This window comes from Eisenbergiella massiliensis, assembly GCF_003435485.1.
Genome location: NZ_QVLV01000004.1, coordinates 246949 through 270854, shown reverse-complemented (window position 1 = coordinate 270854; position 23906 = coordinate 246949). Strand labels below are relative to the sequence as shown.

The 23906-nt window shown below is 46.7% G+C and carries 24 protein-coding genes and 1 pseudogene; 10 read left to right on the top strand and 15 right to left on the bottom strand.

All coding sequences use genetic code 11. The features are described 5' to 3' along the window. Positions 1-218: 218 nt before the first annotated feature. From DXC51_RS08185 to DXC51_RS08170, 4 genes are all read left to right on the top strand, one after another. A complete protein-coding gene (locus DXC51_RS08185; RefSeq protein WP_021638506.1) occupies positions 219-1940 on the top strand; it encodes a type 2 periplasmic-binding domain-containing protein in 1722 nt (573 codons plus the stop codon). Between the two features lie 77 nt (positions 1941-2017). Then, a complete protein-coding gene (locus DXC51_RS08180) occupies positions 2018-2962 on the top strand; it encodes an ABC transporter permease (RefSeq protein ID WP_021638505.1) in 945 nt (314 codons plus the stop codon). Positions 2963-2978: 16 nt separating this feature from the next. After that, positions 2979-3902, top strand: a complete 924-nt coding sequence (locus DXC51_RS08175) for a carbohydrate ABC transporter permease (RefSeq protein WP_330413818.1) — start codon at positions 2979-2981, stop codon at positions 3900-3902. A gap of 131 nt (positions 3903-4033) precedes the next feature. Then, entirely contained in the window at positions 4034-5206 is a 1173-nt protein-coding gene (locus DXC51_RS08170; RefSeq protein ID WP_117544265.1) for a family 8 glycosyl hydrolase, read from the top strand. Between the two features lie 204 nt (positions 5207-5410). On the opposite strand, the gene DXC51_RS08165 is transcribed toward DXC51_RS08170, so the two are convergent. The 3 genes from DXC51_RS08165 to DXC51_RS08155 all read right to left on the bottom strand — a co-directional run bounded on the left by DXC51_RS08165 (position 5411) and on the right by DXC51_RS08155 (position 8325). Continuing rightward, positions 5411-6181, bottom strand: a complete 771-nt coding sequence (locus DXC51_RS08165) for a nucleoside phosphorylase (protein WP_117544264.1) — start codon at positions 6179-6181, stop codon at positions 5411-5413. A gap of 145 nt (positions 6182-6326) precedes the next feature. Next, entirely contained in the window at positions 6327-6977 is a 651-nt protein-coding gene (locus DXC51_RS08160) for a class I SAM-dependent methyltransferase (protein ID WP_117544263.1), read from the bottom strand. Positions 6978-7095: 118 nt separating this feature from the next. Next, the gene (locus DXC51_RS08155; protein WP_181970060.1) at positions 7096-8325 is read right to left on the bottom strand and encodes an AAA-like domain-containing protein; all 1230 of its coding nucleotides are present in this window, start codon (positions 8323-8325) and stop codon (positions 7096-7098) included. 254 nt (positions 8326-8579) lie between these two features. Between DXC51_RS08155 and DXC51_RS08150 the strand changes: the two genes are divergently transcribed. Next, a complete protein-coding gene (locus DXC51_RS08150) occupies positions 8580-8936 on the top strand; it encodes a BlaI/MecI/CopY family transcriptional regulator (protein WP_021638497.1) in 357 nt (118 codons plus the stop codon). A 12-nt stretch (positions 8937-8948) separates the two neighbouring features. Then, a complete protein-coding gene (locus DXC51_RS08145) occupies positions 8949-10565 on the top strand; it encodes a M56 family metallopeptidase (protein WP_117544261.1) in 1617 nt (538 codons plus the stop codon). A gap of 109 nt (positions 10566-10674) precedes the next feature. Here the strand turns inward: DXC51_RS08145 and DXC51_RS08140 are convergent, their stop codons facing one another. The 5 genes from DXC51_RS08140 to DXC51_RS29475 form a co-directional block, all read right to left on the bottom strand. Beyond that, complete coding sequence (locus DXC51_RS08140) at positions 10675-10938, bottom strand: hypothetical protein (RefSeq protein WP_021638495.1); 264 nt, start codon at positions 10936-10938, stop codon at positions 10675-10677. An 11-nt stretch (positions 10939-10949) separates the two neighbouring features. Next, a complete protein-coding gene (locus DXC51_RS08135) occupies positions 10950-11336 on the bottom strand; it encodes an SHOCT-like domain-containing protein (RefSeq protein WP_117544260.1) in 387 nt (128 codons plus the stop codon). Positions 11337-11404: 68 nt separating this feature from the next. Beyond that, a complete protein-coding gene (locus DXC51_RS08130; RefSeq protein ID WP_025489325.1) occupies positions 11405-11764 on the bottom strand; it encodes a DUF2089 domain-containing protein in 360 nt (119 codons plus the stop codon). 412 nt (positions 11765-12176) lie between these two features. Further along, positions 12177-12677, bottom strand: a complete 501-nt coding sequence (locus DXC51_RS08125) for an ATP-binding cassette domain-containing protein (protein ID WP_117544259.1) — start codon at positions 12675-12677, stop codon at positions 12177-12179. Positions 12678-12686: 9 nt separating this feature from the next. Then, entirely contained in the window at positions 12687-12854 is a 168-nt protein-coding gene (locus DXC51_RS29475) for a hypothetical protein (protein WP_180998278.1), read from the bottom strand. A gap of 468 nt (positions 12855-13322) precedes the next feature. Here DXC51_RS29475 and msrB point away from each other — a divergent pair, with 468 nt between their 5' ends. After that, entirely contained in the window at positions 13323-14321 is a 999-nt protein-coding gene (gene msrB / locus DXC51_RS08120; protein WP_330413817.1) for a peptide-methionine (R)-S-oxide reductase MsrB, read from the top strand. A gap of 188 nt (positions 14322-14509) precedes the next feature. On the opposite strand, the gene DXC51_RS08115 is transcribed toward msrB, so the two are convergent. Continuing rightward, positions 14510-14992: a flavodoxin gene (locus tag DXC51_RS08115; RefSeq protein WP_117544258.1), complete on the bottom strand. Its 483-nt coding sequence runs from the start codon at positions 14990-14992 to the stop codon at positions 14510-14512. Between the two features lie 479 nt (positions 14993-15471). On the opposite strand from DXC51_RS08115, the gene DXC51_RS08110 reads away from it, so the two are divergent. Next, a complete protein-coding gene (locus DXC51_RS08110) occupies positions 15472-16017 on the top strand; it encodes a hypothetical protein (RefSeq protein ID WP_102289294.1) in 546 nt (181 codons plus the stop codon). Between the two features lie 67 nt (positions 16018-16084). On the opposite strand, the gene DXC51_RS08105 is transcribed toward DXC51_RS08110, so the two are convergent. Further along, positions 16085-17320 carry a DUF1266 domain-containing protein gene (locus DXC51_RS08105; RefSeq protein ID WP_117544257.1) on the bottom strand — a complete coding sequence of 412 codons (1236 nt, stop codon included), beginning with the start codon at positions 17318-17320 and terminating at the stop codon, positions 16085-16087. A 206-nt stretch (positions 17321-17526) separates the two neighbouring features. Beyond that, the gene (locus tag DXC51_RS08100; protein WP_117544256.1) at positions 17527-18213 is read right to left on the bottom strand and encodes an epoxyqueuosine reductase; all 687 of its coding nucleotides are present in this window, start codon (positions 18211-18213) and stop codon (positions 17527-17529) included. 277 nt (positions 18214-18490) lie between these two features. On the opposite strand from DXC51_RS08100, the gene DXC51_RS08095 reads away from it, so the two are divergent. Further along, a complete protein-coding gene (locus DXC51_RS08095) occupies positions 18491-19129 on the top strand; it encodes a TetR/AcrR family transcriptional regulator (RefSeq protein ID WP_117544255.1) in 639 nt (212 codons plus the stop codon). A 185-nt stretch (positions 19130-19314) separates the two neighbouring features. Continuing rightward, a pseudogene (locus tag DXC51_RS08090) lies at positions 19315-19502 on the top strand (cysteine-rich KTR domain-containing protein). Between the two features lie 104 nt (positions 19503-19606). Here the strand turns inward: DXC51_RS08090 and DXC51_RS08085 are convergent. The 4 genes from DXC51_RS08085 to DXC51_RS08070 all read right to left on the bottom strand — a co-directional run bounded on the left by DXC51_RS08085 (position 19607) and on the right by DXC51_RS08070 (position 23885). Next, the gene (locus DXC51_RS08085; RefSeq protein WP_117544254.1) at positions 19607-21616 is read right to left on the bottom strand and encodes an ABC transporter permease; all 2010 of its coding nucleotides are present in this window, start codon (positions 21614-21616) and stop codon (positions 19607-19609) included. Beyond that, positions 21613-22323 carry an ABC transporter ATP-binding protein gene (locus DXC51_RS08080; RefSeq protein WP_117544253.1) on the bottom strand — a complete coding sequence of 237 codons (711 nt, stop codon included), beginning with the start codon at positions 22321-22323 and terminating at the stop codon, positions 21613-21615. The genes DXC51_RS08085 and DXC51_RS08080 overlap by 4 nt, the downstream gene beginning before the upstream one ends. Before the next feature lie 91 nt (positions 22324-22414). After that, entirely contained in the window at positions 22415-23239 is an 825-nt protein-coding gene (locus DXC51_RS08075; protein WP_117544252.1) for a sensor histidine kinase, read from the bottom strand. Next, the gene (locus tag DXC51_RS08070; RefSeq protein WP_025489305.1) at positions 23229-23885 is read right to left on the bottom strand and encodes a response regulator transcription factor; all 657 of its coding nucleotides are present in this window, start codon (positions 23883-23885) and stop codon (positions 23229-23231) included. The genes DXC51_RS08075 and DXC51_RS08070 overlap by 11 nt, the downstream gene beginning before the upstream one ends. Between the last annotated feature and the right edge of the window lie 21 nt (positions 23886-23906).

Below are 23906 nucleotides of genomic sequence, written 5' to 3'. Positions count from 1 at the left end.
TATAGAATCAATATATAAGCAGTTACCCGGGTATACATATTAACAACTGCAAATCAAATACTCCGTTACAAGCAACAAGGCATTAAACTTGCAACGGGCAGAGCAGCGGGGTATTTGACCCTCGCGGCAGTCGCCAAATATCCATGCAAGCATGGCTGCTTGGCTCGTTGCCCGCGGAAATAAAGCAACAGGAATGAATAAAATCAGGAGGATCAAACATGAAAAAGAATCAACTGACAGCGCTCCTTTTAACTGCCGCCATGTCCGTTTCCCTTTTGGCAGGCTGCGGGAACAGCGCGGATACCAGCACTCCGTCCGCAGGCACCGCTTCCGGGACAGAAGGCTCTGCCGCAGCGGCAGACGACGGAACCATAAAGGAATTTACCGCATTTTTTGCAGTTCCGGGTACGGAAATCAACGATGACAACGAAATACAGGCTGAAATTGCCAAAATCACAGGCGCTAAAGTCAAAGAAACCTGGCTGACAGGCCAGACTGCACAGGAAGCTGTGGGGACCATGATTGCCGGCGGTGAATACCCTGACTTCATAGACGGCAGCGATGGACAGATTCAGCTGTATGAGGCAGGCGCCCTGGTTGCCCTGGATGATTACCTGGATAAATATCCCAACATCAAGAATTTCTACTCCGATGCGGAATGGGATAAGGTACGCCAGGATGACGGCAAGATTTACTGGATTCCCCAGTTCGGAAACGTCTGGGAAAAGGACATGAGCGCCGTACACGGCGATGAAGCTTTCTGGATTCAGACCCGTGTCCTGAAATGGGCGGACTATCCTGAAATCAAGACCATGGATCAGTATTTTGACCTGATTGAGCGTTATAATGAAGCCAATCCCACCATGGAAGACGGTACGGCAAATATCCCTTATACCATCCTCTGCGATGACTGGAGATATTTCTGCCTTGAAAACGCGCCCCAGTTCCTGGACGGCCATCCCAATGACGGATCTGTTATCGTGGATACGGAAACCATGAAAATTGTGGACTATAACACCACTCCTACCGCAAAAAGATACTTCCAGAAGCTGAATGAAGAATTCCAGAAGGGCATCGTGGATCCGGAATCCTTTACCCAGACCTATGATGAATATATTGCAAAGCTTTCCACCGGCCGTGTACTGGGTATGATTGACCAGTGGTGGAACTTCGCTTACTCTGTCAATGATTCCTTAAAACAGCAGGGACTTGACAAACAGGGTTGTGACTACGTTCCGCTGCCCATCACCATTTCCGAAGATATTAAGAACATGTGGCATACCTCCGACGGCGCATTAAATGTGGCCAACGGCCTTGGCATCACCACCAGCTGCAAGGATGTGGAAGGCGCGCTGCAGTTCATCAATGACCTGCTCAGCCCTGAAGTCCTTACCCTGCGCAACTGGGGTATGGAAGGCGCAGACTATAATGTAGATGAAAACGGCCTGTTTTACAAAACAGAGGAAATGCGCGTTAACGCCTCCGACCCTGCTTACAAAGCATCCCACTTATGTACTTATTCCTACTTCCCCAACTACAGCGGCATGAGCCAGGACGGCATCAACGCTGCAACTCCTTCCGAACAGCCCCAGGAATTCCTGGACGGCTTACAGGCGGATGTGAGGGAATGCCTGGAGGCCTATGGCTGCTCCACTTATGTGGAAATGATTGGAACCAACACGTCTCCCGGACCCTGGTATCCTATGTACTCTTACAGCAACACAATGACCACCTCCACCCCCGGCGGTACAGCCTGGACGAAGATGGGCGAAATCAAGCACGAATACCTTCCCAAGGTTGTTATGGCTTCCGATTTTGAAAGCGCCTGGGAAGAATATCTGAAGGTTTACTCCGACTGCAAGCCCGAAGATTTCCTTTCGGAAATGCAGACTGAGCTGGACAGAAGAATCCAGCTGGCAAAGGACAACGGAGAATATTAAATATCAGGCAACTGCCTGCAGGCAGCGGCGGTTACGTCAAGTGATTGCGGCTGCCTGCCGCATGTAAAGGAGTTAAAATGGCAGCAAAGGGAATAAGAAAAAACAAGAAGAAAACACAGATTACATGGAAAGAAATAAATCGGCAGAAGGTCCTGATTTTCTGGGCCGCAGTTTTCGTAATATACGGCTTCATCTTCTGCTATCTGCCTCTGGGCGGCTGGCTGATGGCTTTTCAGAATTATAAACCAAAGGACGGCCTTCTGCATTCCCAGTTTGTAGGACTGGCAAAGTTCCAGCAGCTTTTTTCAGATGCCACCTTCCTGCGGGTCATCCGGAACACCCTGGCCATGGGAATCATCAACCTGGTCTTTACCTTTGTTATGGCAATTGTCTTTGCCATTTTACTCAATGAGGTCAGATCCCGTTCCGGCAAAAAAGTGGTTCAGACGATCTCCTACCTGCCCCATTTCCTTTCCTGGATTATCGTTACGGGCATTCTCCACGACGCCCTTTCAGGAACCGGCATCGTAAACGAGCTGCTGTTAAAATTCCACATCCTGGACCAGCCGCTGAATTTCTTTGCCTACCCAAAATACTTCTGGTGGATCGTCGCCTTCGCCAACGTGTGGAAGGAAACCGGCTGGAACGCCATCATCTACTTATCCGCCATTACGGCCATCGATCCTTCGCTTTATGAAGCCGCTTCCATCGACGGCGCCGGACGCTGGGCCAAAATCAGGCATATCACCTTCCCCGGAATCAAGCCGACCATCATGATACTTCTTCTGATGAATGTGGGAAATGTGCTCAATGCCGGATTTGAAGTTCAGTACCTGCTGGGCAACGGGCTTGTGCAGAGCGTATCCCAGACCATTGATATCTACGTGCTCAAGTGGGGCATCAGCCAGGGCGACTATGCGATTGGTACCGCAGCCGGTATTTTCAAGAGCGTGGTCAGCATCATACTGATTGTCGTTGCAAACCAGATAGCGAAGCATACCGGCGAAGAGCGGCTGTTCTAGGGAGGTGAAGGAAAAAATGGCAAAACAAAAAGAATACGAATCCAAAAGTGTAAAATATAATACCTCGATTGCGGATAAGATTTTTACCGTAATCAATACCCTGTTTATGATCGCCTTTGTAGTCATCACCCTGTATCCGGTGCTGAACACCCTGGCAATCTCGTTAAATGACGGCACCGATGCCCTGCGCGGCGGAATTTATCTGTTTCCCAGGAAGTGGACCCTGCAGAATTACAAAACGGTTATCCATAAAAACAACCTGATAAACGGCGCCGTTGTTTCCGTCGCCCGTACCTTTATCGGTACGCTGACGTCCCTGGCCGCCAACGCTCTCCTGGCTTTCATCGTCAGCCGGAAGCGTTTTCTGTTCAAAAGCCAGCTTTCCCTGTTCTGGGTGGTTACCATGTATGTTAACGGCGGCCTGATCCCTGTGTTCCTGCTTTATAAGGGACTGAACCTGACGAACAGCTTCTGGGTATATATCGTGCCCGGTATGCTCAGCGCTTTCAACATGCTGGTTATCCGGACCTACATGACAGGAATTCCGGACAGCCTGGAGGAATCCGCACAGCTGGACGGCGCAGGCTACATGACTATTTTCATTAAAATCGTTTCACCGCTGTGCAAGCCGGTATACGCCACTGTCGCGCTGTTTGTGGCCGTAGGCCAGTGGAACTCCTGGTTCGACGCCATGCTGTACAACAGAATGAGCGACCAGTACACCACCCTCCAGTATGAGCTGATGAAGCTGCTCTCCTCCGTAACCAACCAGGGGGCAAGCGCCGAATCCATGAAAAACGCCACAGCGGCAAGCGCCGTAACCCCTACCTCGGTACGTGCGGCAGCCACCATACTTACCATGCTCCCCATTGTCTGCCTGTATCCCTTTTTACAGAGATATTTTATTACAGGGCTTACCATCGGCGGCGTAAAGGAGTAAAATAGCTTATATTGCAGTTTACAGTATGGACTCACATTTTACCGCAAAACAAGGAGGAAATTCCTCTGCTCGTCAGAGGACAAATTTCTAAAGAAATTGCATTTTGCTCCGCAAAACAAGGAGGAATTATTATGTCGGGCGCATTTGAAACAGGAATCTACAGAAATGTATTTGCTGAATGCGGACTGCCGGAGGAGGAAATTGAGAAAAGGGTCAGGGATGCTTTCCAGACCATGTTCTACGGCAGTGAGGAAGAACGGATTTACCACGAAGTTGGTGCGGATATGGGTTATCTTACCGACACCGGCAACAACGATGTACGCACGGAAGGCATGTCCTACGGAATGATGATGTGCGTGCAGCTGGACAAAAAGGAGGAATTCGACCGGATTTGGAAATGGACGAAAACCTACATGTATATGGATGCCGAGGCACTGAAAAACGCGCCCCACGGCAGCAGCCGGAATGAAGGCTATTTTGCCTGGTCCTGCGCGCTTAACGGCACGAAAAACGCCTGGGGCCCGGCGCCGGACGGGGAAGAATTTTTCGCCATGGCGCTTTTCTTCGCTTCCCACCGCTGGGGAGACGGCGAAGGGATTTTCAATTATTCCGCCCAGGCGCGCGCGCTGCTCCACGACTGTATACATAAAGGGGAACAGCCCGGCACAGGAAAGCCTATGTGGGACCCGCAGAACCATCTGATCAAATTCATTACGGAATGCGATTTTTCAGACCCTTCCTATCATCTGCCCCATTTTTATGAGCTGTTCGCGCTCTGGGCAGAGGAAGAGGATCGGCCTTTCTGGAAACAGGCTGCCGCCGCAAGCCGGGAATATCTGAAGAAGGCCTGCCACCCTGTTACCGGGCTGTGCGCCGAATACGCGGAATATGACGGGACTCCCGTGAGGAGCCAGCCGGGACAGAAAGACCGCCATGACTGGTATTACAGCGATGCCTACCGCACCATCGCCAACATCGGCCTGGACTACCTGTGGTTTGCCTGCGATCCGTGGGAGAAGGAAAACGCGGACAGGCTGCAGACCTTTTATTATGAAACGGCACGGGACAATCAGGACGGCGTATTTCTCATAGACGGCACCCCGGTGGATAAAAAGGCGCTTCACCCTGTTGCAGTTATTGCCACTAACGCCCAGGCTTCCCTGGCTTCAGACGGAAAGTATGCAAGGGATTGTGTTATGAAGTTCTGGAATACACCGCTGCGTACAGGTGACAGACGGTATTATGACAATTGCCTGTATCTGTTCGCACTGCTGGCCCTGAGCGGGAAATACAGGGTTTGGTGACAGCGGGACGGCTGAGAAAAGTTTACGGGTGCCTGAAAGTATACTTCATGGCATGCAGAGAAATAAAATATGGAAAAAGAAACAGCAGCCCTGGCAATGGAAAAACAGCCAGGGCTGCTGTTACTTTATATCCTGTATAATTTTTATTTATTTTACAGACCAAAATCGTTTTATAGGCCTTTACCAGTGTTTAAAGAATATATTTCAGCGGATAGATTTATCAGAAACAAAGCAGGCAAGGTCAAGTGCCATCATAAAATACCGAGGGTCGTGTTGTGAACCGTTATTGCCTAATTCAGACCGCGGATCCCATTCGGGGGCATCTAAAAGGTCGCCGCTTTTCAAAAAATTGTAGAACTCCACACCTCGGAAATCACACACCGCCTGAACAGATGCACATTCCATCTCCACAGCGATACAGCCCTCTTGTTTGCGCTTTTCGAAGTTACCTCTTGTTTCCCGGTAAATGGCATCGGTAGTCCATGTTTTCCCAAGAACATACGGAATACCTGCCTGTTTCATAAACCCGGCTACAACATGGGAATTTTTGAGGGTAATATAATCGGCGGCAGGAACATAATGATAGGAGGTTCCTTCGTCACGGTAAGCCTCTGTCGGAATCACAATTTTCCCTCTCGCGATATCCTTGTCAAGACAGCCTGAGCCGCCGAACATAATGATTTTATCCGTATCAACCTTCGACAGAGCCTCCTCAACAAGACCTACCGCACCAGGGCCACCTATATATGTCTTGTAGAATCCGATCTTTTTGCCCTTATAGTCTATCTGATAAACAGGTGTAAGTCCCGTGGCAGAGAACAACGTCTCAATCTGCGTGCAGTTGAAATGTTCCTTTATGTATTCCTCGATGATATATGAAAATGTGATAATCATCACATCGACTGAAGGTATATCTGCTTTTCTCTGCGGCTCGATGATAGCCTCTGTTTGATTGTCGAAAGAATCTGTTATCATTTTAGTGAACTCCTTTCACAAGTCCCATTTTGTCGGTTCCTTATATATATTTTACCATCAAACTGTAAATTTTTCTATCATTTCTCCGCCTTTTGATAAACTCTTTATATCGTTTCTTAACAAGAAGGTATATCTGGCAAAATGCTCATTTTCTGCACAAACAATGTAATATAGTACCATCCTCCGGTATATATATTTCGCCTTTCTCACAAAGTATAAGGGTATATCCGGCATCTTTTGCAAAAGCCATTAATTCATCAGGCTCAAAAGTTTCCCAATAAAGCTCTGTATCAGCGTAGGGGTAAAATTTACGGCCTTTCATAACGTTTTTATAATTTTCCATTAAAAACCGGTAATCGTGGGCTGAATAACTCAATAATCCGCCGTTTGTTAAAACACGCTTACATTCCAATAAGAATTCATGCTTGTATTCATTGCCATATAGTAAACCAAAGGTCTGCGCCCATATGATAACGACGTCAAAAGAATCCGCTTCAAAAGGTAACTTATGTCCATCATACACGCTAAAAGGAATATCATACCCTTTTTGAACAGAGAACGGCACGACCTGATCAATAACTTCCTGAGAAATGTCAATTCCCTTAACCTTATATCCCATATCTGACAGGACAAAGGCTTCTCTGCCTAACCCGCAGCCAACATCTAAAATTTTTGCTTCAGCAGGGAAAAACTTTGTAACAGCCAGTTCCCATTTTTTTAGCTTTGGTTTTTCCCAATGTACCATTTCGTCTACATTTTTCTTTGTTTCGTACCATTCATTGACAATATTCCCCATGTAACTTCACCCCCGCATAATATTGTTCGCCGCATTTTGAAATCAGACTACAGCCTCTATCAGAACCCTGTCTCCAATATGGATTTCTTTCACACCAACTTCCTTCTTTCCATTGAAATTAAACCAGTTCCATGTTCAAATGTCCATTTTGTACAAACTGAGATTTATCATCGGACGCAAAAATAAACAGTTCACTGTTCTGCGCTTCATCCGTTGTCAGGAAATAATTATACAGCCTTGTTTCAAAAATACGGTTTGCAATCCTCAGCGTCCCACCATCATTTTTCACAAAACCAAACATCACTGCAATATCAACCGCCGGATCGTCCGGATTATAAACCAGCTTTTTACCGCCAAACAAAATTGAATATAATTTCCGCTTCAAGCTTGGATAATCATTCAGTTTTCCCATTAACGACTCAAACAACGTGTTCTTTTCCGAAAGCAGAAGCTTTTCCGCCTCCAGGAACCCCTCCTTCGTCCACGCAGCAGCTTTATCCGGGAAGCTCACACTGCCTGCCACTTCCTCATCCATCAGCTTACAAAGTCTGGAAACCAAAAACGGGTAACCGGATGTGTAGTCAAAAATCAAACCGGCTATCTCTTCCACATTCATTCCTGAATGATTATCCGCCTCATACTCCTCCAGCATTCCCCTGATTCCACCTGGAGTAAAGCCCATGTTCACCCTGAAATCAGAGGCAATATTCCACGGACTGTTTACCTTATGCTCCTCATCTGCCCTAATCTTATTCCTTATATTTTTTACATCATTTACTCCGGCAAGAATAACGGACCAAAAAGCAGGACTGTTCTCCCTGTCAAGATAATAACTGCGCAGCTGTGCAAGAAAATCCTGAAAAACCTGATTATTGGCCGCACTGTCTACCTCATCAATAATTAAAACTATCGGCTTTTCCGCCGTTTCACATAATTCACTTAAAACAGCAAACAATTTTCCAAGCGAAAAAGCAGAATTTTCATCGGCAATTCTGCTTAATTTATCTAAAATATCATTATTTAATCCCTGTACAGGATTACGTTTATTCCGTACAGTTTTCAAAAAATAAGCTGCAAAGGCTGCTGAAAATATATATTCATCTGCAAATTCCGCATTGCTCATTCTCTGAAAATCAAGAGAAACTACCACATAATCATTCTCCAGGTACTCTGACAATGCCTTTATCGTCGTAGTCTTCCCATATTGTCTGGCTCTGTTAATCGTAAAATATTTGCCTGCATCTACCAGATTCTTTATTTCTTCAAGACGTCCCTGAATATCAACCATGTAATGAAGCTGCGGATTACATGCCCCTGTGGTATTAAAATAACGCCTGTTGTTATTCATATTCCACATACTCCTTTCCAGGTATGGCAATTCTCCTGTTTAGATTAAGTCTTAAAAACCAGGTCTTTACTGTTGTGTTTTATGTTATCATAATGCCCCCTGAATGGCAAGGTAACTATTACCGCCATAAATACTGTATTTTTATTACTTTTCACTCCTTGTTTAAGCTTCTGCCCTATTGACAAACCCATAAGACTGTAGTAGTGTGTAATTACACATATACTACTGCAGTCTTATGGAAGGAGCTGATACCTATGGATATCAAACTATTCGACTCTGAATTAAAAGTAATGGATGTACTCTGGAAGGAAGGCGATACCACAGCCAAACACATTTCCGACGTTCTCAGCAAGGAAGTCGGCTGGAACATGAACACCACCTACACCCTGATAAAGAGATGTATTAAAAAAGGGGCTGTAGAACGCTCCGAGCCGAATTTCATGTGTCATGCACTGATTCCCAAAGAGGAGGTGCAGAAAGCTGAAACCGATGAACTGATCAACAAAATTTACGACGGTTCCGCCGACAAACTGTTTACCGCCCTGCTGGGCAGGAAGAAGCTTTCCGCCGAGCAGATCGAAAAACTGAAACAGATTGTGGGAGAACTGTGAAAGGAGTTAACCATGACTCTGCTGCAAATGAGCTTTTCCGGAGCAGTCCTTATCCTGGCAGTTGTAATTCTCCGGGCGGCGGCAATTCATAAACTGCCCAAAAGGACTTTTTTAACCCTATGGGAAATCGTTCTTTTCCGGTTGCTTATCCCCTTTTCCATTCCATCCGTATTCAGCGTGTATTCCCTGGTAAATCAACCCGCAGCCTCTGCCGGAGTCTTTGCCGGCGTGCAGAGGCTGCCCGCTGCCGCCACAGCAGCTGCCCCATGGCTGCCTGCAGATACGGCACCCCTGATTTCTGTCCGGGCCGTAATCTGGTGTGTGGGAAGCATACTCTGCGCAGGCTTTTTTATAATAACCTATCTGCACTGCCGAATGGAATTTCAGGCATCTTTTCCTGTCTGCAGCGATTTCACGGAAAAATGTCTGAAGGAGCATACGCTGAGGCGGACCGTTTCCATCCGGCAGTCAGACAGGATTTCGGCCCCCCTTACCTATGGAATGTTACATCCGGTCATACTGTTGCCGGCAAAAAGCGACTGGGAAAATATACCACGGCTGGAATACATTCTTCTGCATGAATTTGTGCATATCCGCCGTTTTGATGCGGTAAAAAAGCTGTTCGCCACCGCCGCGCTATGCATTCACTGGTTTAATCCGGCGGTCTGGATTATGTATTCACTTTTCAGCCGGGATATCGAGCTGGCCTGCGACGAGGCCGTTATCAGGCACACCGGCCTGGATGCAAAAGCCAATTATGCACGCGTCCTGATTGCTATGGAGGAAAAGAAAAGCGGCCTGGCTCCCTTATGCAGCAGCTTCAGTAAAAATTCGATTGAAGAAAGGATAACCGCCATTATGAAGACTAAAAGGACCACTTTATTTTCAATTATTTTGGCCTGTCTGATCATTTTTACAGCCGCCGGTATGTTTGCTACCTCCGCAATTGCTTCCAACAAAAATCCAGGGGAAAACGCTGTGGAAAGCACCTTTACCCAAAACCAGGCGGATCCGGAATTATATGCCGTTTATGAGCCCTTCGGCTTAACGGTTGAAGAAAAAACCGGCAAATTATATTATAACGGTGAATTAGTACGCTGTTTTAATGACGCTGTTCCCACGAAAAATTTCAGTACAAAGGCAATCGGGTATTATGAGGAAAGCGGCGTTGTGGATGTCCGCGCGATCAGAGGAAATTTTGCGAATTCCTATGAGTTATCCGGGCTGGAGGCCTTATCTCCCACGGAATTTAATACCAGGGACATTCCCGGACACACAAAATATTCCGCCGGGGAAAGCGCAAATATGTTTGACGTATATGAAGCATTCGGACTGAAATATGATGAAACAAAAAAAGCCCTCTTTTATGAGGGAAAGCGGGTGAGGCTGTTTTGGGACAGCCGGACTTCTGATGCAAAGCCTGCAGACAGCGAAAAATTGTTCAGCAGCAATCTGAGTAACTGGGATGCAGAGGGCACCATTGACCTGTATACTGTCAGGGATTATAAACAGCCTGATGAAAACGGATACGGAAAACTGACCGGCCTGCGTATTGCCGCACAGGAAGAATATGAAAGCAATACCGGAAGCTTTTCCAGCAAAAACAACGGAATCGAAACCGCAGAATAACGAAAAATGACCCGTACCAAAAACCGGACAGAACAATGGCAGCAACAGCAAAAACGTTTTTCTGTTGCTGCCATTGTTCTGTCCGGTATGCGCAGTCATGTGTTCCCCGTCAAAGCTTAATCGACACAAACGTCCCGTCTGCCGCCTCCACATGAATCACCTCAAGCCCTTTATTTTCCTTTATTACCTCCAGGCATTCCCCCAGCAGCATGCTGATATTCTCTTTCGTAACCAGGCTGCGGTAAGGCTCCGGCGTACCGGCCCGCATTTCCTCAAATGCCCTCTCAGGAATAAACCTTGCCGCAAATCCGACCATGGCATCCGGTATCGGAATGAACAGGCGAATATCCTTTGTCCTGACCCTTATTCTCATATCCGCCCCTTCTATTTGTCAATAAATATCCTTACGGTCGTTCCGTCCGATGCCGCCACATTAACAAAGTCTCCTTCAATCTCTTCATCCAGGCATTCGGAAACCGCCTCCATGACAGCCTCAAGATCCACCCCCTGAAGGTTCTGCTCCGGAATGGGCAGCTTACCCGTTGCCTTCAGTATTTTCCTCACCGCACCCACCGGGAACTGAATATTCACCTTATCGCCGGTAACACTGTCCACAATAATGCGGAGCATCTTTTTATCATAGCTGCTCTTTTCCACGGCAGTCTGCCTTGCGGGCAATTCTATGTTCATGGCCGCCATCAGCTCTGCCCCCTGTTCCGCCGTAATCGTTCCTTCTTCTACCATTTTTAATATTCTTAACTGCTCATCCATAGCCAATCTCCTTTTTTTGAAACAGTCCGGACGAATCTGTACTGTTACTCCATTTTTCTATATTTCTTCTATTTCAGCTGGGCGATAGCCTGTTCAGCTGTTATTTCCCCATTTTCCAGGGCCTTGAGTATCTCATCCCTCTTCGCTGTCTGTGCGTCCGTCTCCGCTTCATACCCAAGCTTCTTAATCACAGTATCCAGCTTGGAGCGTACCGTGGGATAGGAAATTCCAAGCTCCTTCTCCACTTCCTTGATATTCCCCCGGCAGCGGATAAAGGTTTCCGTAAAGTACAGCTCCTCGTCTGAAAGATAATCAAATTTGCTGAGCCTGAAATTATTCTCAATTACCGTATCACAGCACTCGCATTTCAGACGGGCCACTGTGAGCTCATTATTGCACACCGGACAACGGCTGATAACCTTTTTCATAATGCCGCTTCCTCCTTTCGCTTTTCATCACGTTCCATATTCTCAATATAAACTTATAATTTATATATGTCAATGAAAATATTAATATTTTTAATTATATAATTAATTTTATTAATTTATAAATTCATTTATTAAAGATAAATGATTTATTTTCATGAAATAAGGGTTATATAAAATCAGGTTCAGGAAAATTATCTTTGTAAATAACAGATGAAAAAGGCGGCAGATTTTATTGCCACTATTTACCGCGCAATTTTATAAAAAATAATGCCAGCAGGCTATCAGAAAATCCATCCGATTAATTTTGCATGAGAAAGGGGCCGCATACTAATAAATAGTACAACGGCCCCAATTGCATGGCCCAGGCCGGCAGCACTGCCCCCAGGAAGCCGCAGAATTTAAAAGGCTTTGGTTATCCTGCTTCCCCAGCCATCGCGCCATCCTCATAATACCTGGCTTGCGCCTGCCACAGCTCGGCATATTTTCCATTTTTCACGTTCACCAGTTCCTCATGCGTTCCCCGCTGAACGAGCGTTCCTTCATGGAAAACCAGAATATCATCGCAAAAACGGCAGGAAGAAAGGCGGTGTGATATGAAAACCGCGGTTTTTTCACCAATCAGTCTGCGGAACCCACTGTATATCTCATGTTCAGATATGGGATCCAGGGCAGCGCCCACATTTTCCCCCAATGGAAGCGCCAGAAGCTTAAAATCCTGGAACACCACGGAAAACTGCTGCATATATTCCTCATATATATATTCTCTGATATCCGTCCCATTCAGCAGTATGGTTTCCTTAAAAGGATCATACAGACGGCAAAGCAGTTTTACCAGCATGGTCTTTCCGCTGCCATTCATCCCCACCGCCGTTATTTTCTCACCGGTGCGCAGTCTGAAGAACAAGTGTGACAAAGCAGGCTTTCAGAAAAACGGTATACTTGAGGCAAAAAGCACCACCGCCCCTGCGGAAAGAGAACCCTGAAGCGCACAAAAAACTACAAACAGGTACGCTCCTCCCATGAGGATGCCGGATGCCGCGCTGTCCAATGCACCGGCCCGCTGTTCCAGCCGGCTTTCACCTTCTACCATCTTATCCCTCTCCTCTTCCCGTAAAACGCTCTTAATCAGCGGCAGCAATGCCGATAATCCCGGCGCAGCAGTGCTGGAACTGGGGAATCATGTAGTAAGCGCCGCAGCCCCAGGCATAGTCATTCTAGATTCTGGCCAGCCGGTGTAAAATGTAAACCGCCGTTTTATTTCTCATACATAACCCTCCTGACTTTTAACCATAATACACGTTTTTTCAGAATAAAACAATCACCAATCTGGTGATACTATGAATAAAATTGATAGTATGGATAAAAGCTGCTTGACACTCCATACTGTAACTGCTATTATTACAGTATGGAGTGAGGGATTTCTATGAAACTAAAGCAGATTATTGTATCTATTATCTTATTTTCATTGTTTCTTTTTATCTGCTCTGCAGTATTTAAAGGCACAGCAGATAATTTGCAGGCAGATTCAGCCTTAACGGCAGAAAGCGAGGTATCTTCCATGGGAGAAAGTAATATAGAAATAACAGAAATGAACCTGGAAAATTTAAAAGAAATCTATTTTGCAGGCGGCTGCTTCTGGGGTGTGGAAGAATATTTTTCAAGAATTCCGGGCGTCTATGACGCGGTTTCCGGCTACGCCAACGGCAATACTGAGCAGCCGACCTACGAAGAGGTCTGCTCCAATACCACGGGCTTTGCGGAGACGGTGCGCGTCCGGTATGATCCGGCGGTGGTTTCCCTGCGCGTACTGACCGGACAGTATTTTAAAATAATCGATCCCGTCAGCTTCAACCGGCAGGGCAATGACAGAGGCACACAGTACCGGACCGGAATCTTTTATACACAGGAAAAGGACCGTTCTTCCATTCAGCCTGTCATGAATGAAATACAGAATGATTATTCCGAGCCGCTGGCGGTAGAGCTTGCGCCGCTGGAAAACTTCTATCCGGCCGAGGATTACCACCAGGACTATCTGCAGAAGAACCCGGGCGGCTATTGCCATATAGATTTTTCCAGTCTGGAGGATTTGATAGTACGCGATAACGGCACTGTGGGAATCCGCATTCCGGAAAAAAAACTGCGGGAAGAGCTGACGCCGCTGCAATATGAGGTAACCCGTAATGCCGCCACGGAAAGGCCCTTCACCGGAGAATATTGGGATAGCGACGAACCGGGATTATATGTGGATATCGTCACAGGGGAACCGCTCTTTACTTCCGCCGACAAATTCGATTCCGGCTGCGGCTGGCCCAGCTTCACGAAGCCTGTGGAGCCGGAGGCCATAACACAGCAGGAAGATAACAGCCACGGCATGAAGCGCATTGAGGTGCGTAGCCATGACGGTGATTCCCACCTGGGACATGTGTTTGAGGACGGCCCCGCAGAAACCGGCGGACTCAGATACTGCATCAACAGCGCCTCCCTGCGTTTTATACCGCTCTCCCGGATGGAGGAGGAAGGGTACGGAGCCTATATTCCTCAGGTGCTGGCGCAGTGAGAAGCTTTTCCTATCCTCAAACCAAAGCTCAGAATTTCCTAATATGAGACAATGCGCAGAAGCCTCCGCGCATTGTCTCATTTTGGCATAACAGGGAAGGGGGTTCGCAGTCTTTTTCAGTTCTCCCGCTTACCTCTGCCTGCTGTACTACTATGTTATTGTATTACCGTATTACTGTATTTCTCATGTTACAGTCCAAGGCTCTCCGTCCATGCTTTAAGCTCCGCCTTATCCGCATACGGGCTGAAACGTCTGCCGGGTTTCCAGTTTGTTTCCGCGCAGCAGGACTCTTTCAAAATATCCACGGTATTGCCTAATCCGCTTCCGCCGGAGGTACAGAATGGAACAACCGTTTTCCCTGAAAAATCATAGCTTTCCAGGAAGGTTTGAATAATGCGGGGCGCCTCGTACCACCAGATTGGGAAACCGAGCATGACAACATTCGCCTTTTGAATATTAGCCGCAGAGCCATCAAGCGCCGGTCTTGCCTTTTTGTCCTTCATTTCGATAGTACTTCTGCTTCTCTTATCGTTCCAGTCCAAATCTGCGGTACTGTACTTCTGCGCCGGCTTAATTTCGTACAGCTCCCCGCCCACAGCATCTGCCAGTGTCCCTGCCAGGCGTGCCGTTTCCCCGCTTGCCGAAAAGTATGCAACCAAAATATTACTCATAATGAAATCTCCTCTCAATGACAAATGGTCTGCCGTTACTGATTATAATTATAAAATTGGGGATCGGTTTTGTCTAATGCCTATTCTAACTGGTGTGTTATTCATTTTTTGTATTACCGGACTTCCTATGAGGCCTGTAAAATACCAGGGACACCACAGTCATTCCTTTTATCGTTGGCAAGGATGGCTGATGTGGCCGCTTCTATGTAATGGCAGGCTCATTACAGGGATCTGTTTTTGTAACACCAACAGAGGCACAATTCAATCTTCATTTGCCAGTTCTGCATGTGTATTCTAAAAATCATTTATTGTAACCGCCATTTACATCCTTGTCCAAAGTGCAATATCTGAGATCATTAGAAAATCAGCAAAGGATATGGTATAATTTTCTCAGACAAAAAACTGTATAAGCCAATCGAAACGCAACCGGAAAACTGTAAATCCATACAGCTTTTAATAATTAGAAGAGGTACAAAAGAATGATAAATACTAATGAGCTTTACATTGTGAACTACTGTCACCCGAACTGCAGGCCGTTTCAGAATATTATGAGATTGCCCAAAGAGCAAGCTTTTAAAAAAGCAAAAGAGTTAGCAGAAAATAATCCTGAAGCCCAAGCTTTTTACCGCTTTGCTGATTTTGAAAACTACTATCCACGAAGGCTAAAGGCTGACGATATCATACATTCCTCCTTTGTTACTTTGGGCGGTAAACCTAAAGAAAAACACCCTCTTTCATTCGTATTAAATGGCAGTGAATATTTAAATAAGTGGTTTGGATACGGTACAACTGTAAAATTACCACTTGCAGATATCCCCTCAGAGCAAATTAGTTTTACTTATGGTGACAGCAGTGCCATGATTGAAAAAACCGGAAAAATATTGCTTATTACAAAAGAAATGCTGTTAGATGAAATTACACATTATCATGGAACACTTGACGAGTATATGAGTGAAATTGAAAGGAAATATTGTTATATTGAAGTGCAATTGTGGTTTGATGATTTAATAAGAAGATATTTGTAAGATACTTATTTCATAGCATTCTTATCTCTGATTGAAAATATTTTTCTGAAACCCCCCAAAGAGGGAATTACACACGGAACCCAATTCTGCGGGCTTCCGGCCATGGGCATTCCCTCCATTGTCCTTCCTCCTCCTCAGCGCTTCCGGTAAGAAGATCGGTTGCGGCATCTGCCAGATAGCCAAGATAGCTCTCCGCCGCGCCGTCGCCGCAGATAAGCTTCCACATCAGGCCGCCAAATATGTATGACCGGGCAAACTCCCGCCAGCTGTGCAGCTCCTGGACAGCCTTTTGTGAAAGCTCCCACAGAATACCCACAGCCTCGCCTTCGGTGATCCAGCCCAGATAGCAGCCCCAGCGGGCCAGCATAGCCGCCCGTCCTATGTCCCAGCCCAGCAGGAATTCAGGGCGGTACCGGCTCTTAAAATGCTGCACAAACCGCCAGCCCCGGCAGATCGACTCCTGTTCTTCTTCGTCCGTATCCTCTTCAAAAAGCTCCTCCGGCGTCTCTGCCTCACAATAGAGCTGGTAGCGCAGGGCATATCCTTCCCGGGTGAGGTAACGTACCGTGTCCAGCAGCTCTCCCCGCCCATTGATGCCCCAGGAACGGCGCACCAGGGATACAATCCTCTGTTCCAGAACGGGGATGTGCTCCTCTACGTCCATTCCGTCCAGATCATGATCATTCAGTGTGGAAATGATACCGGAAAGCAGGATGCCGAAACGGCTCCACCTGGGATCATTCTTTGCATAGGGAACCGGTTCCGGCTCCGGCAGTGTGTCCAGCCAGGCCAGCTTTTCCTCCAGAACCCGGTAAAGCTCCTGCTCCAATGCCAGGGTAAGCTCCGGTTCCTCCTCTTCATCATCCTCATCTTCTTCCATGGCCAGAGTCTCCATAGCCGCAGAGATGATTCCCATATCCTCACCGAAAAGCTGGTTCATCATGTCCTCAACGCCCATGGCTGCACAGTCGGCAACCTGGCGGGCTATCTCTGCCTGAATCTGCTCCTGGTTGGCCGCCATCTGTTCCATGGCCTCCTGGCTGAACATCTGGCCCAATATCTCTACCTGGCGCTGTTGGTTGGCAGCTTCCTGACCAGCGGACTGTTCCTCCGCCTTCTGTTTTTCGGCAACTTCCTCCATGGCCGTTTTTTCGGCGGCCGTCCTTTCGGCATCCGCTTTTTCGGTGTCCGCCATTGTCTGCTCCGCTATCTTCCGGCTCTTTTCCATAGACTCATTAAGCTGCTGCGACGCCGCATCCCTGGCGGCTTCGGCCCGACGTATAATTTCATCAATATCAAACATGCTTAACCTCCTCCTTTTTTCTTTCCCCCTCCGCCTGCACTGTGGTTCCTGAATAACTCAATTTCGTATTTCTCTGAAAACAGCTTTCCTTACCTGTTTACTATCCCTGTTTTTATTTTAGCAAGCCAGGGGAGCTTCGGCAAGGGAAACATATATTTTATAAAAAACCGATATATTCCGTTGATGACTGAAGGCAGCGGTCCCCCTCAAGTGCCGGCCTTTATCCCAAAAGCATGGGGACATATCCTCCGGCATAAATAGCATTGTATTTCCAGTTTTTTATTTACTATTTTGAAATGGCTGGAGCACTCCTTTTTACCGAATGAGGCAAGGTCATCCAATGCTCTCACAGGGCAGGCTTCAACACATATGCTACAATTATCACATATGGTAAATCCCGCTTTTTCATCCGGCGTCAGTTCTGCATCGGTAAGAACTGCGCTGAGCCACAGAAGGTTGCCAAACCGGGGATTGGTGAGCAAATAATTTTTTCCAATGACCCCAAGCCCTGCTATTTCTGCGGCATGTTTCAGTGAAATATATCCAAACTGCTCTTTCCGGCCGCCGCATTCCACCCATTTACCGCCCGATGCACTTATGACTTTTGTTTTATAGCCATCAGATTTCAGCCGTTTTGCAACCACTTTGGCCATATTCGTCATTCCGGTAAGCATTTCATTACGGCATGCGGTATATTCTGCCGCGTCGTTAAGCACTTCCGGTGAAAATGAAGCACCCAAGACAATAACTGAAAGACATTCCGGCAGTACATCTGTGGGTTTAAAGCCTTCCGGCGCCATGTCAAAATCCTTGGATGCGGCAATACCAACCACATCTGCTCCCGCTTTTATTCCATATTCTTTTACCATTGCACTTGTCAGCTCAATTGCCATTTTGCCACCTCCCGTTAATAATTTATTGTATCATACATAATGCGACAGCAGTGTGTCACATTTCTTGCCTGCCAGTAAATTTTTAATGACAGAATCTAATTCAGCATACACATAAAACGGACGCGAAGGCAATACCGTCACCAGAACAGGCAATGTTTCCCAACAATCTTATGGGGCGGCTTATGATGCAGGAAAGCATTGACGCAATGAATTATATGGCGTATAATAGTTATTGAATTAAGTTCATTAATTTATAGATAAGGAGAAATGGGATAAAATGGCACGGCCTGCAAAGAAACCACCCGAACAATGGGAAAATGAAATTTTAGATGCGGCACAAAATCTGTTCCTGTCGAAAGGCTATGAGGAAACCTCAGTTTCCGATATTATGCAGGCAGCCGGCGGGGCAACAGGAATGTTCTATCGCTGCTATCAAAGCAAGGAGGAACTTCTAAATGTGCTTGTTAAAAAATGGGCAGTGATGTATACGCAAAAAACAGCATGTTTGCTGTGTGATCCCCAAATCACTTTCAGCGGCAAATTCGCCGCTATTTTAGATGTAATCAGAGAAATGTCCTCACAAACAATCGGTATGGAGGCTTTCTTTACCGCTTCAAACGAAGTCATTTTGAACAGGCTGACCCGACAGATGACCTCAGTGCTGGCTCCATTGCTTGCGTCTGTTTTGGATAAGGGAATAGAGGACGGGATTTTAGCCATTGAAAACACGGAGTTTTACACGAATTATATTATTGACGGTTCTTTAGGCGCACTCAACCGCGGCAGCCGCCTGACTCGTGAAAACATAGCTCACAACTTAGACTATCTTCCACAGGTAATTGCCAATACACTGAAAATAGATGTTGCGTTATTGACAAACGCCCGGAATGGAAAAGGAGCTAATCAAACCTGTTAATTGGGGGAAAAGGATATGGAAAATGCAGACTGTCCCTGCAAAAGGACAAAGTGTATTCGATACGGGAATTGTGACGCGTGCCGCGAACACCACCACTGCCCGGAACGAAACACCTTGACAGCATGTGAACGCAGGGATGCGAAAAACGAACGAAAAAATAAACGCAGACTGAAAGGGGGCAGGACATGAATACGGAAGAATGGATATTATGCCCCCTATGCGGAAAAAGACAAGATTAAAAATCCGGGAAGAAACAGTTCTGGAAAATTTTCCGCTGTTCTGTACGAAGTGCAGGCAGAAAGCTATAGTCAGCATTAAACAATTTCATTTGTCAGTTATCAAAGAGCCAGATGCAAAGACGCAGAGCCGATAACCTATGAACTTAATACTCATGGTGATCGGCTCTTTTCTTTTGGGTGGTTCTACGCTAAGTTAACACCTGCAATCCAAACGGATGAATATCGCGCTAACGCCGGGCTATATCCCACCCGCCCTTATGGTTTCAATCAGATTCTGGTTACGGAGTTTTAATGTAGCCGCTTTTGTTATCACTAAAGTAATGACTAAAACAGCCGCGCTGCAGATCAGCATGGGGCCAGCCGGAATCCTGTAGGGAATGGGGAACATGCTTCTTATGGGCAGATTGATCAGATAGGTAAGCGCCAGACCAATGGGGGGCCCCAGAATTATGGCCCGCAGCGAGCACAGGATGCTTTCCAGCGCCAGCATTTTTTCCAAACCTTCCAGCGTCATGCCGATACTCATCAAAACGGCAAATTCTCTTGCGCGCATCAATACATTGGTGGACAGCGTACTGACAACGTTGGTAAAACCAATCAGCATAAGAAATACAGTAAAGCAATACAGAAAATCAATTACCAGTACAATGGCAATGTTCATCACACGCACATAGTCCCGCGTCATATACACCCTTGCGCTGAAGCCGGATTCCATGTAATCCGCATTCTCCTGGTTTGGAAAATGTTCCGCCAAAACACTGTTTGCATATTCTATATAGCCGGTAGTATCCCGGGGAGCATTCATCCAGGAGTATCCCCGGACGGTGGCGCCGGGAACTATGAGCCTTACGGGATTGGTTTTCGGGTAAAATAATTCAGTGGGGATTTCATCCTTTAAAAGCTGCGCCTGTATCTCCACTTCCCTGCTGCTGCCGTCTGCCGTAAAGAGCCGGATCCGCTGCAGCTGGCCGGAATAGGGGGTGATATCTTTTAGATAGCCTTTATCATTATAGCTTAGATGATTCAGCAAGATGACAGCCCCTTCACTGACACCTGCCCTCTTGCACACTTCACGGTAATGCTGATCGTCCAGGACAATGATTTCCACATCAAGTTCATAGCTGTCCTGCCCGGCCAGTTCGTTTACACGGAGCATATCAGCGGACAGATAAGCGGCGGGAAGCTTTGCAACATAGGTGTCATAATCCTGACCCATACCATATACATCCCCGCCGTCATATTTTTCCAATTCCTTTGTGATGGAATTGCCCAGCGTTGAATCTATGGGGGCAGGATAGATACTTTCCCACCGTCCGGTATTCTCATTGACCCTGCGCGTCCTGGCAGATTGGTAGTCCGCTGTCACCGTATGGGAGGTAGCATAATAAAGTATCTTCTCCAGACCGCCGGCTAGGCCGTTAAGGGAACCAAGGACGATAAACATTATAATCCCTATCATAAGCGTTATCACAGTGGCTTTGAAATTACGTTTGTTCCTGCTGATGTTTTTCTTTGCAAGCACTCCTTCAAAGCCAAATGTTTTCTGTATCAGAGAGTCTGTAAGCCTGTTTATGCCCTTCCTTTTTCCGTCCTTCCTGATTCGGACCTCCCCGCTTCCCCTTACGCTGTCAATGGCGGAACTTTTTGCCGCCTTTCTCGCCGGAAGCCATGCCGATATCGAGACTGTAATCAAAGAAATAAAAGCAGAGATAAGGATTGACGGCCAGGAGATTACAAATTTCAGTTCAAAATATATATCCTTTATCATAATATGGGACAGGGCATTCAATTCATCCAGGAACAGATTGATCACGCCCACGCCGCCTCTTGTCAGGCAGAGTCCTGCAAGGATTCCAATCGGTATGCCAAGCACGGATAAAAAGATGCTTTCGTACAGGACAGACTTGATAATCTGGCGGCCTGTAGCGCCGACACACTTTAATGTGCCAAACTGGGAAATCCTCTCCCCTGCACTGATACGGAACACATTGGAAATTACAACCACCGCCATAATAAAAATAATGGCGCCCAGAAAAAACGCCGGAATCAGCAGCAGGCTCTTATAGGCGCCGGCATACATGCCATAATCCTCGCCGAGAAATGATATCAGCATAACATTACCGCTGGCCACAAGGCTGCAAACGCAGGTGGTCAGCGCGGTTGCCAAAACAATGGCAGCTATTGCCCAAAAAGTCCTGCTTTTATTTTTCTTTACCTGGCTGAGGGAAAGCTTCGCAATTACATTCATACCATGCGGCCTCCCTTCGAACGGGAAGCCTTCAAATCCTCGTCTGAAATAATCTCTCCATCGCCGATGGTGATGATCCTGTCTGCCATGACGGCAATTTTTTCATCATGGGTAATCAATAGAAGGGTCTGGTGATATTTTTTATTCGCAAGCTGCAGCAAGTCTATAATTTCCCTGCCGGATTTGCTGTCCAGATTACCTGTTGGCTCATCCGCCAGAATAAAAGCAGGATCATTGATCAGCGCCCTCCCAATGGACACCCTCTGCTGCTGCCCTCCGGACAGTTCACTTGGCAGATGGGTCCTCCGGTCGGCCAGCCCTGTCATATTAAGAATGTAAGAGAGCTTTTCAGGATCAGGCCTGCGATTATCCAAAAGACGCGGCAGCATAATATTTTCCTCCGCCGTAAGCGTAGGGATCAGATTATAGAACTGAAACACCATACCGATATTCCTGCGCCTGAAGATGGCACGCTGGCTTTCGTCCAGGCTGTAGATATCTTTTCCGTCAATGGTCACGGTGCCTGAAGAAGGGCGATCGATTCCGCCGATGAGATTCATAAGTGTAGATTTGCCTGACCCGGAAGAGCCTATAATTGCAATGAATTCTCCTTTGTTTACCTGAAAACTCACATTTTTAAGGGCAGTTACGGCAGTGTCCCCTTTGCCATATGTTTTTGTCAGATTTCTGACCGTTAATACTTCCATGTAAATTCCTCCTGTTTCACAAGTACTATCATCATAACAGAAGAAAATGACTGTCTGGTGACAAATTCCCATACTCAAAATGACAGTTTAGTCACTTATACAGTTTTATGGTAAAAGTCGCTCCGCTGCCCTCTTTGCCGCAGTCCACATCAATATCACCGTTATGCCTGCGTACTATGGCGAGGGCAAGAGGAAGGCCGATGCCGTACCCGCCTGTATTTCCGGAACCTTCAAACCTCGTGAACAGCCGGGCAATTTCCTCCTTTCTGATTCCCTTCCCCATGTCTGTGACAGATATCCATTGATAAATGGGATTTTCCCCACAGTCAATGGTGATACACGTATGATCCCCGGAATGCTCCGAGGCGTTTTTAATCAGATTGGTAAGCGCCTCCGACATCCAGCGTTTATCACAGTACAGCTCCAGGTCGTTCCTGAGATCTGTGGCCTGGTTTTTTATCTCCAGTAAAATAGCCAGCGGTTTTAACGCGGCTTCCAGGAGTGCACGGACAGAGACTTTCTCCATATCAAAGGTAATTGCGTCAGCATCCAGTTTTGCCATCTTTAGCAGTGTGCCCACCAGCCATTCCATCCGGTTCAGGCTGGTCTGGATATTATGGATAAATTCTTCCTGCTTATCGGGAGCGGCAGTTTGCAGCAGATCAGCCATGATCATCATGGAGGTAACAGGTGTTTTCAGCTGGTGGCTAATATTTTCCATAAACTCTATAAACAGCGCATGCTCCTGTTCCACTGCACTCAGCTGCTCATTCTTTATGTTTACGAGGGTATGGATATCATTTTTTAAAATACTGAGGGAACCTTCTTTGTTGTCCCGGAATTCCACTTTCTGTCCGTCAATGGCTTTTCTTATTTTCTCCGACAGTTCCTTTATTTCGCTATTTCTAATCAGCACGGTAGCCAAGCCCCCTTACAGTTTCAATGGTTACAGCGCTGCCCATCTTCTCCCGCAGGCGTTTGATATATACTGTAAGAGTATTGTCCTCAACAAAATTGCTGCCCTGGTCCCATATACTGTCCAGTATCTGCGTCCTTGTGAGAAGATTTCCTTTGTTATTGGCAAAAATCAGCAGCAGACGGTATTCTAAGGCCGTCAGTTCTACAGGGCTGCTTCCCACGTACACTTTTCCGGCAATGGGATCGATTTCCGCATTTCCGATTTTTAAAAATCCTGTGGGATTTTCCCCCTTTGCTGCCTGTAAGGTCCGTTTCACTCTTGCCAGTAATTCCCGCAGCCGAAAAGGCTTTGTCACATAATCAGCCGCCCCGTTTTCAAAAGCGGAAACAATTTTGCTCTCATCATCCACCACGGTCAGGAATATAATGGGGGTGCTGTTTTCCTTCAGCGCCCGGCTTACATCAAATCCGGTCCCGTCAGGAAGCTGCATATCCAATATTGCCAAATCGTACAGTTCCGTTTTTATCCTGTGAACCGCATCCGAAGCGGTCATACAATGAAATGGCTCATAGCCTTCCTGTTCCAGGGCATACATAAGGCCGGAGGCGATCATGGTATCGTCTTCCACAAGCAGAATTTTCATGCTGAATCCTTTCTTAATCTT

Excerpts from the sequence above, each read along its gene's own strand:
- DXC51_RS08185 (WP_021638506.1), top strand. The coding sequence starts at position 219 with ATGAAAAAGAATCAACTGACAGCGCTCCTTTTAACTGCCGCCATGTCC.
- DXC51_RS08180 (WP_021638505.1), top strand. The coding sequence starts at position 2,018 with ATGGCAGCAAAGGGAATAAGAAAAAACAAGAAGAAAACACAGATTACA.
- DXC51_RS08175 (WP_330413818.1), top strand. The coding sequence starts at position 2,979 with ATGGCAAAACAAAAAGAATACGAATCCAAAAGTGTAAAATATAATACC.
- DXC51_RS08170 (WP_117544265.1), top strand. The coding sequence starts at position 4,034 with ATGTCGGGCGCATTTGAAACAGGAATCTACAGAAATGTATTTGCTGAA.
- DXC51_RS08165 (WP_117544264.1), bottom strand. The coding sequence starts at position 6,181 with ATGATAACAGATTCTTTCGACAATCAAACAGAGGCTATCATCGAGCCG.
- DXC51_RS08160 (WP_117544263.1), bottom strand. The coding sequence starts at position 6,977 with ATGGGGAATATTGTCAATGAATGGTACGAAACAAAGAAAAATGTAGAC.
- DXC51_RS08155 (WP_181970060.1), bottom strand. The coding sequence starts at position 8,325 with ATGAATAACAACAGGCGTTATTTTAATACCACAGGGGCATGTAATCCG.
- DXC51_RS08150 (WP_021638497.1), top strand. The coding sequence starts at position 8,580 with ATGGATATCAAACTATTCGACTCTGAATTAAAAGTAATGGATGTACTC.
- DXC51_RS08145 (WP_117544261.1), top strand. The coding sequence starts at position 8,949 with ATGACTCTGCTGCAAATGAGCTTTTCCGGAGCAGTCCTTATCCTGGCA.
- DXC51_RS08140 (WP_021638495.1), bottom strand. The coding sequence starts at position 10,938 with ATGAGAATAAGGGTCAGGACAAAGGATATTCGCCTGTTCATTCCGATA.
- DXC51_RS08135 (WP_117544260.1), bottom strand. The coding sequence starts at position 11,336 with ATGGATGAGCAGTTAAGAATATTAAAAATGGTAGAAGAAGGAACGATT.
- DXC51_RS08130 (WP_025489325.1), bottom strand. The coding sequence starts at position 11,764 with ATGAAAAAGGTTATCAGCCGTTGTCCGGTGTGCAATAATGAGCTCACA.
- DXC51_RS29475 (WP_180998278.1), bottom strand. The coding sequence starts at position 12,854 with ATGGTAGAAGGTGAAAGCCGGCTGGAACAGCGGGCCGGTGCATTGGAC.
- msrB (WP_330413817.1), top strand. The coding sequence starts at position 13,323 with ATGGGAGAAAGTAATATAGAAATAACAGAAATGAACCTGGAAAATTTA.
- DXC51_RS08115 (WP_117544258.1), bottom strand. The coding sequence starts at position 14,992 with ATGAGTAATATTTTGGTTGCATACTTTTCGGCAAGCGGGGAAACGGCA.
- DXC51_RS08110 (WP_102289294.1), top strand. The coding sequence starts at position 15,472 with ATGATAAATACTAATGAGCTTTACATTGTGAACTACTGTCACCCGAAC.
- DXC51_RS08105 (WP_117544257.1), bottom strand. The coding sequence starts at position 17,320 with ATGTTTGATATTGATGAAATTATACGTCGGGCCGAAGCCGCCAGGGAT.
- DXC51_RS08100 (WP_117544256.1), bottom strand. The coding sequence starts at position 18,213 with ATGGCAATTGAGCTGACAAGTGCAATGGTAAAAGAATATGGAATAAAA.
- DXC51_RS08095 (WP_117544255.1), top strand. The coding sequence starts at position 18,491 with ATGGCACGGCCTGCAAAGAAACCACCCGAACAATGGGAAAATGAAATT.
- DXC51_RS08085 (WP_117544254.1), bottom strand. The coding sequence starts at position 21,616 with ATGAATGTAATTGCGAAGCTTTCCCTCAGCCAGGTAAAGAAAAATAAA.
- DXC51_RS08080 (WP_117544253.1), bottom strand. The coding sequence starts at position 22,323 with ATGGAAGTATTAACGGTCAGAAATCTGACAAAAACATATGGCAAAGGG.
- DXC51_RS08070 (WP_025489305.1), bottom strand. The coding sequence starts at position 23,885 with ATGAAAATTCTGCTTGTGGAAGACGATACCATGATCGCCTCCGGCCTT.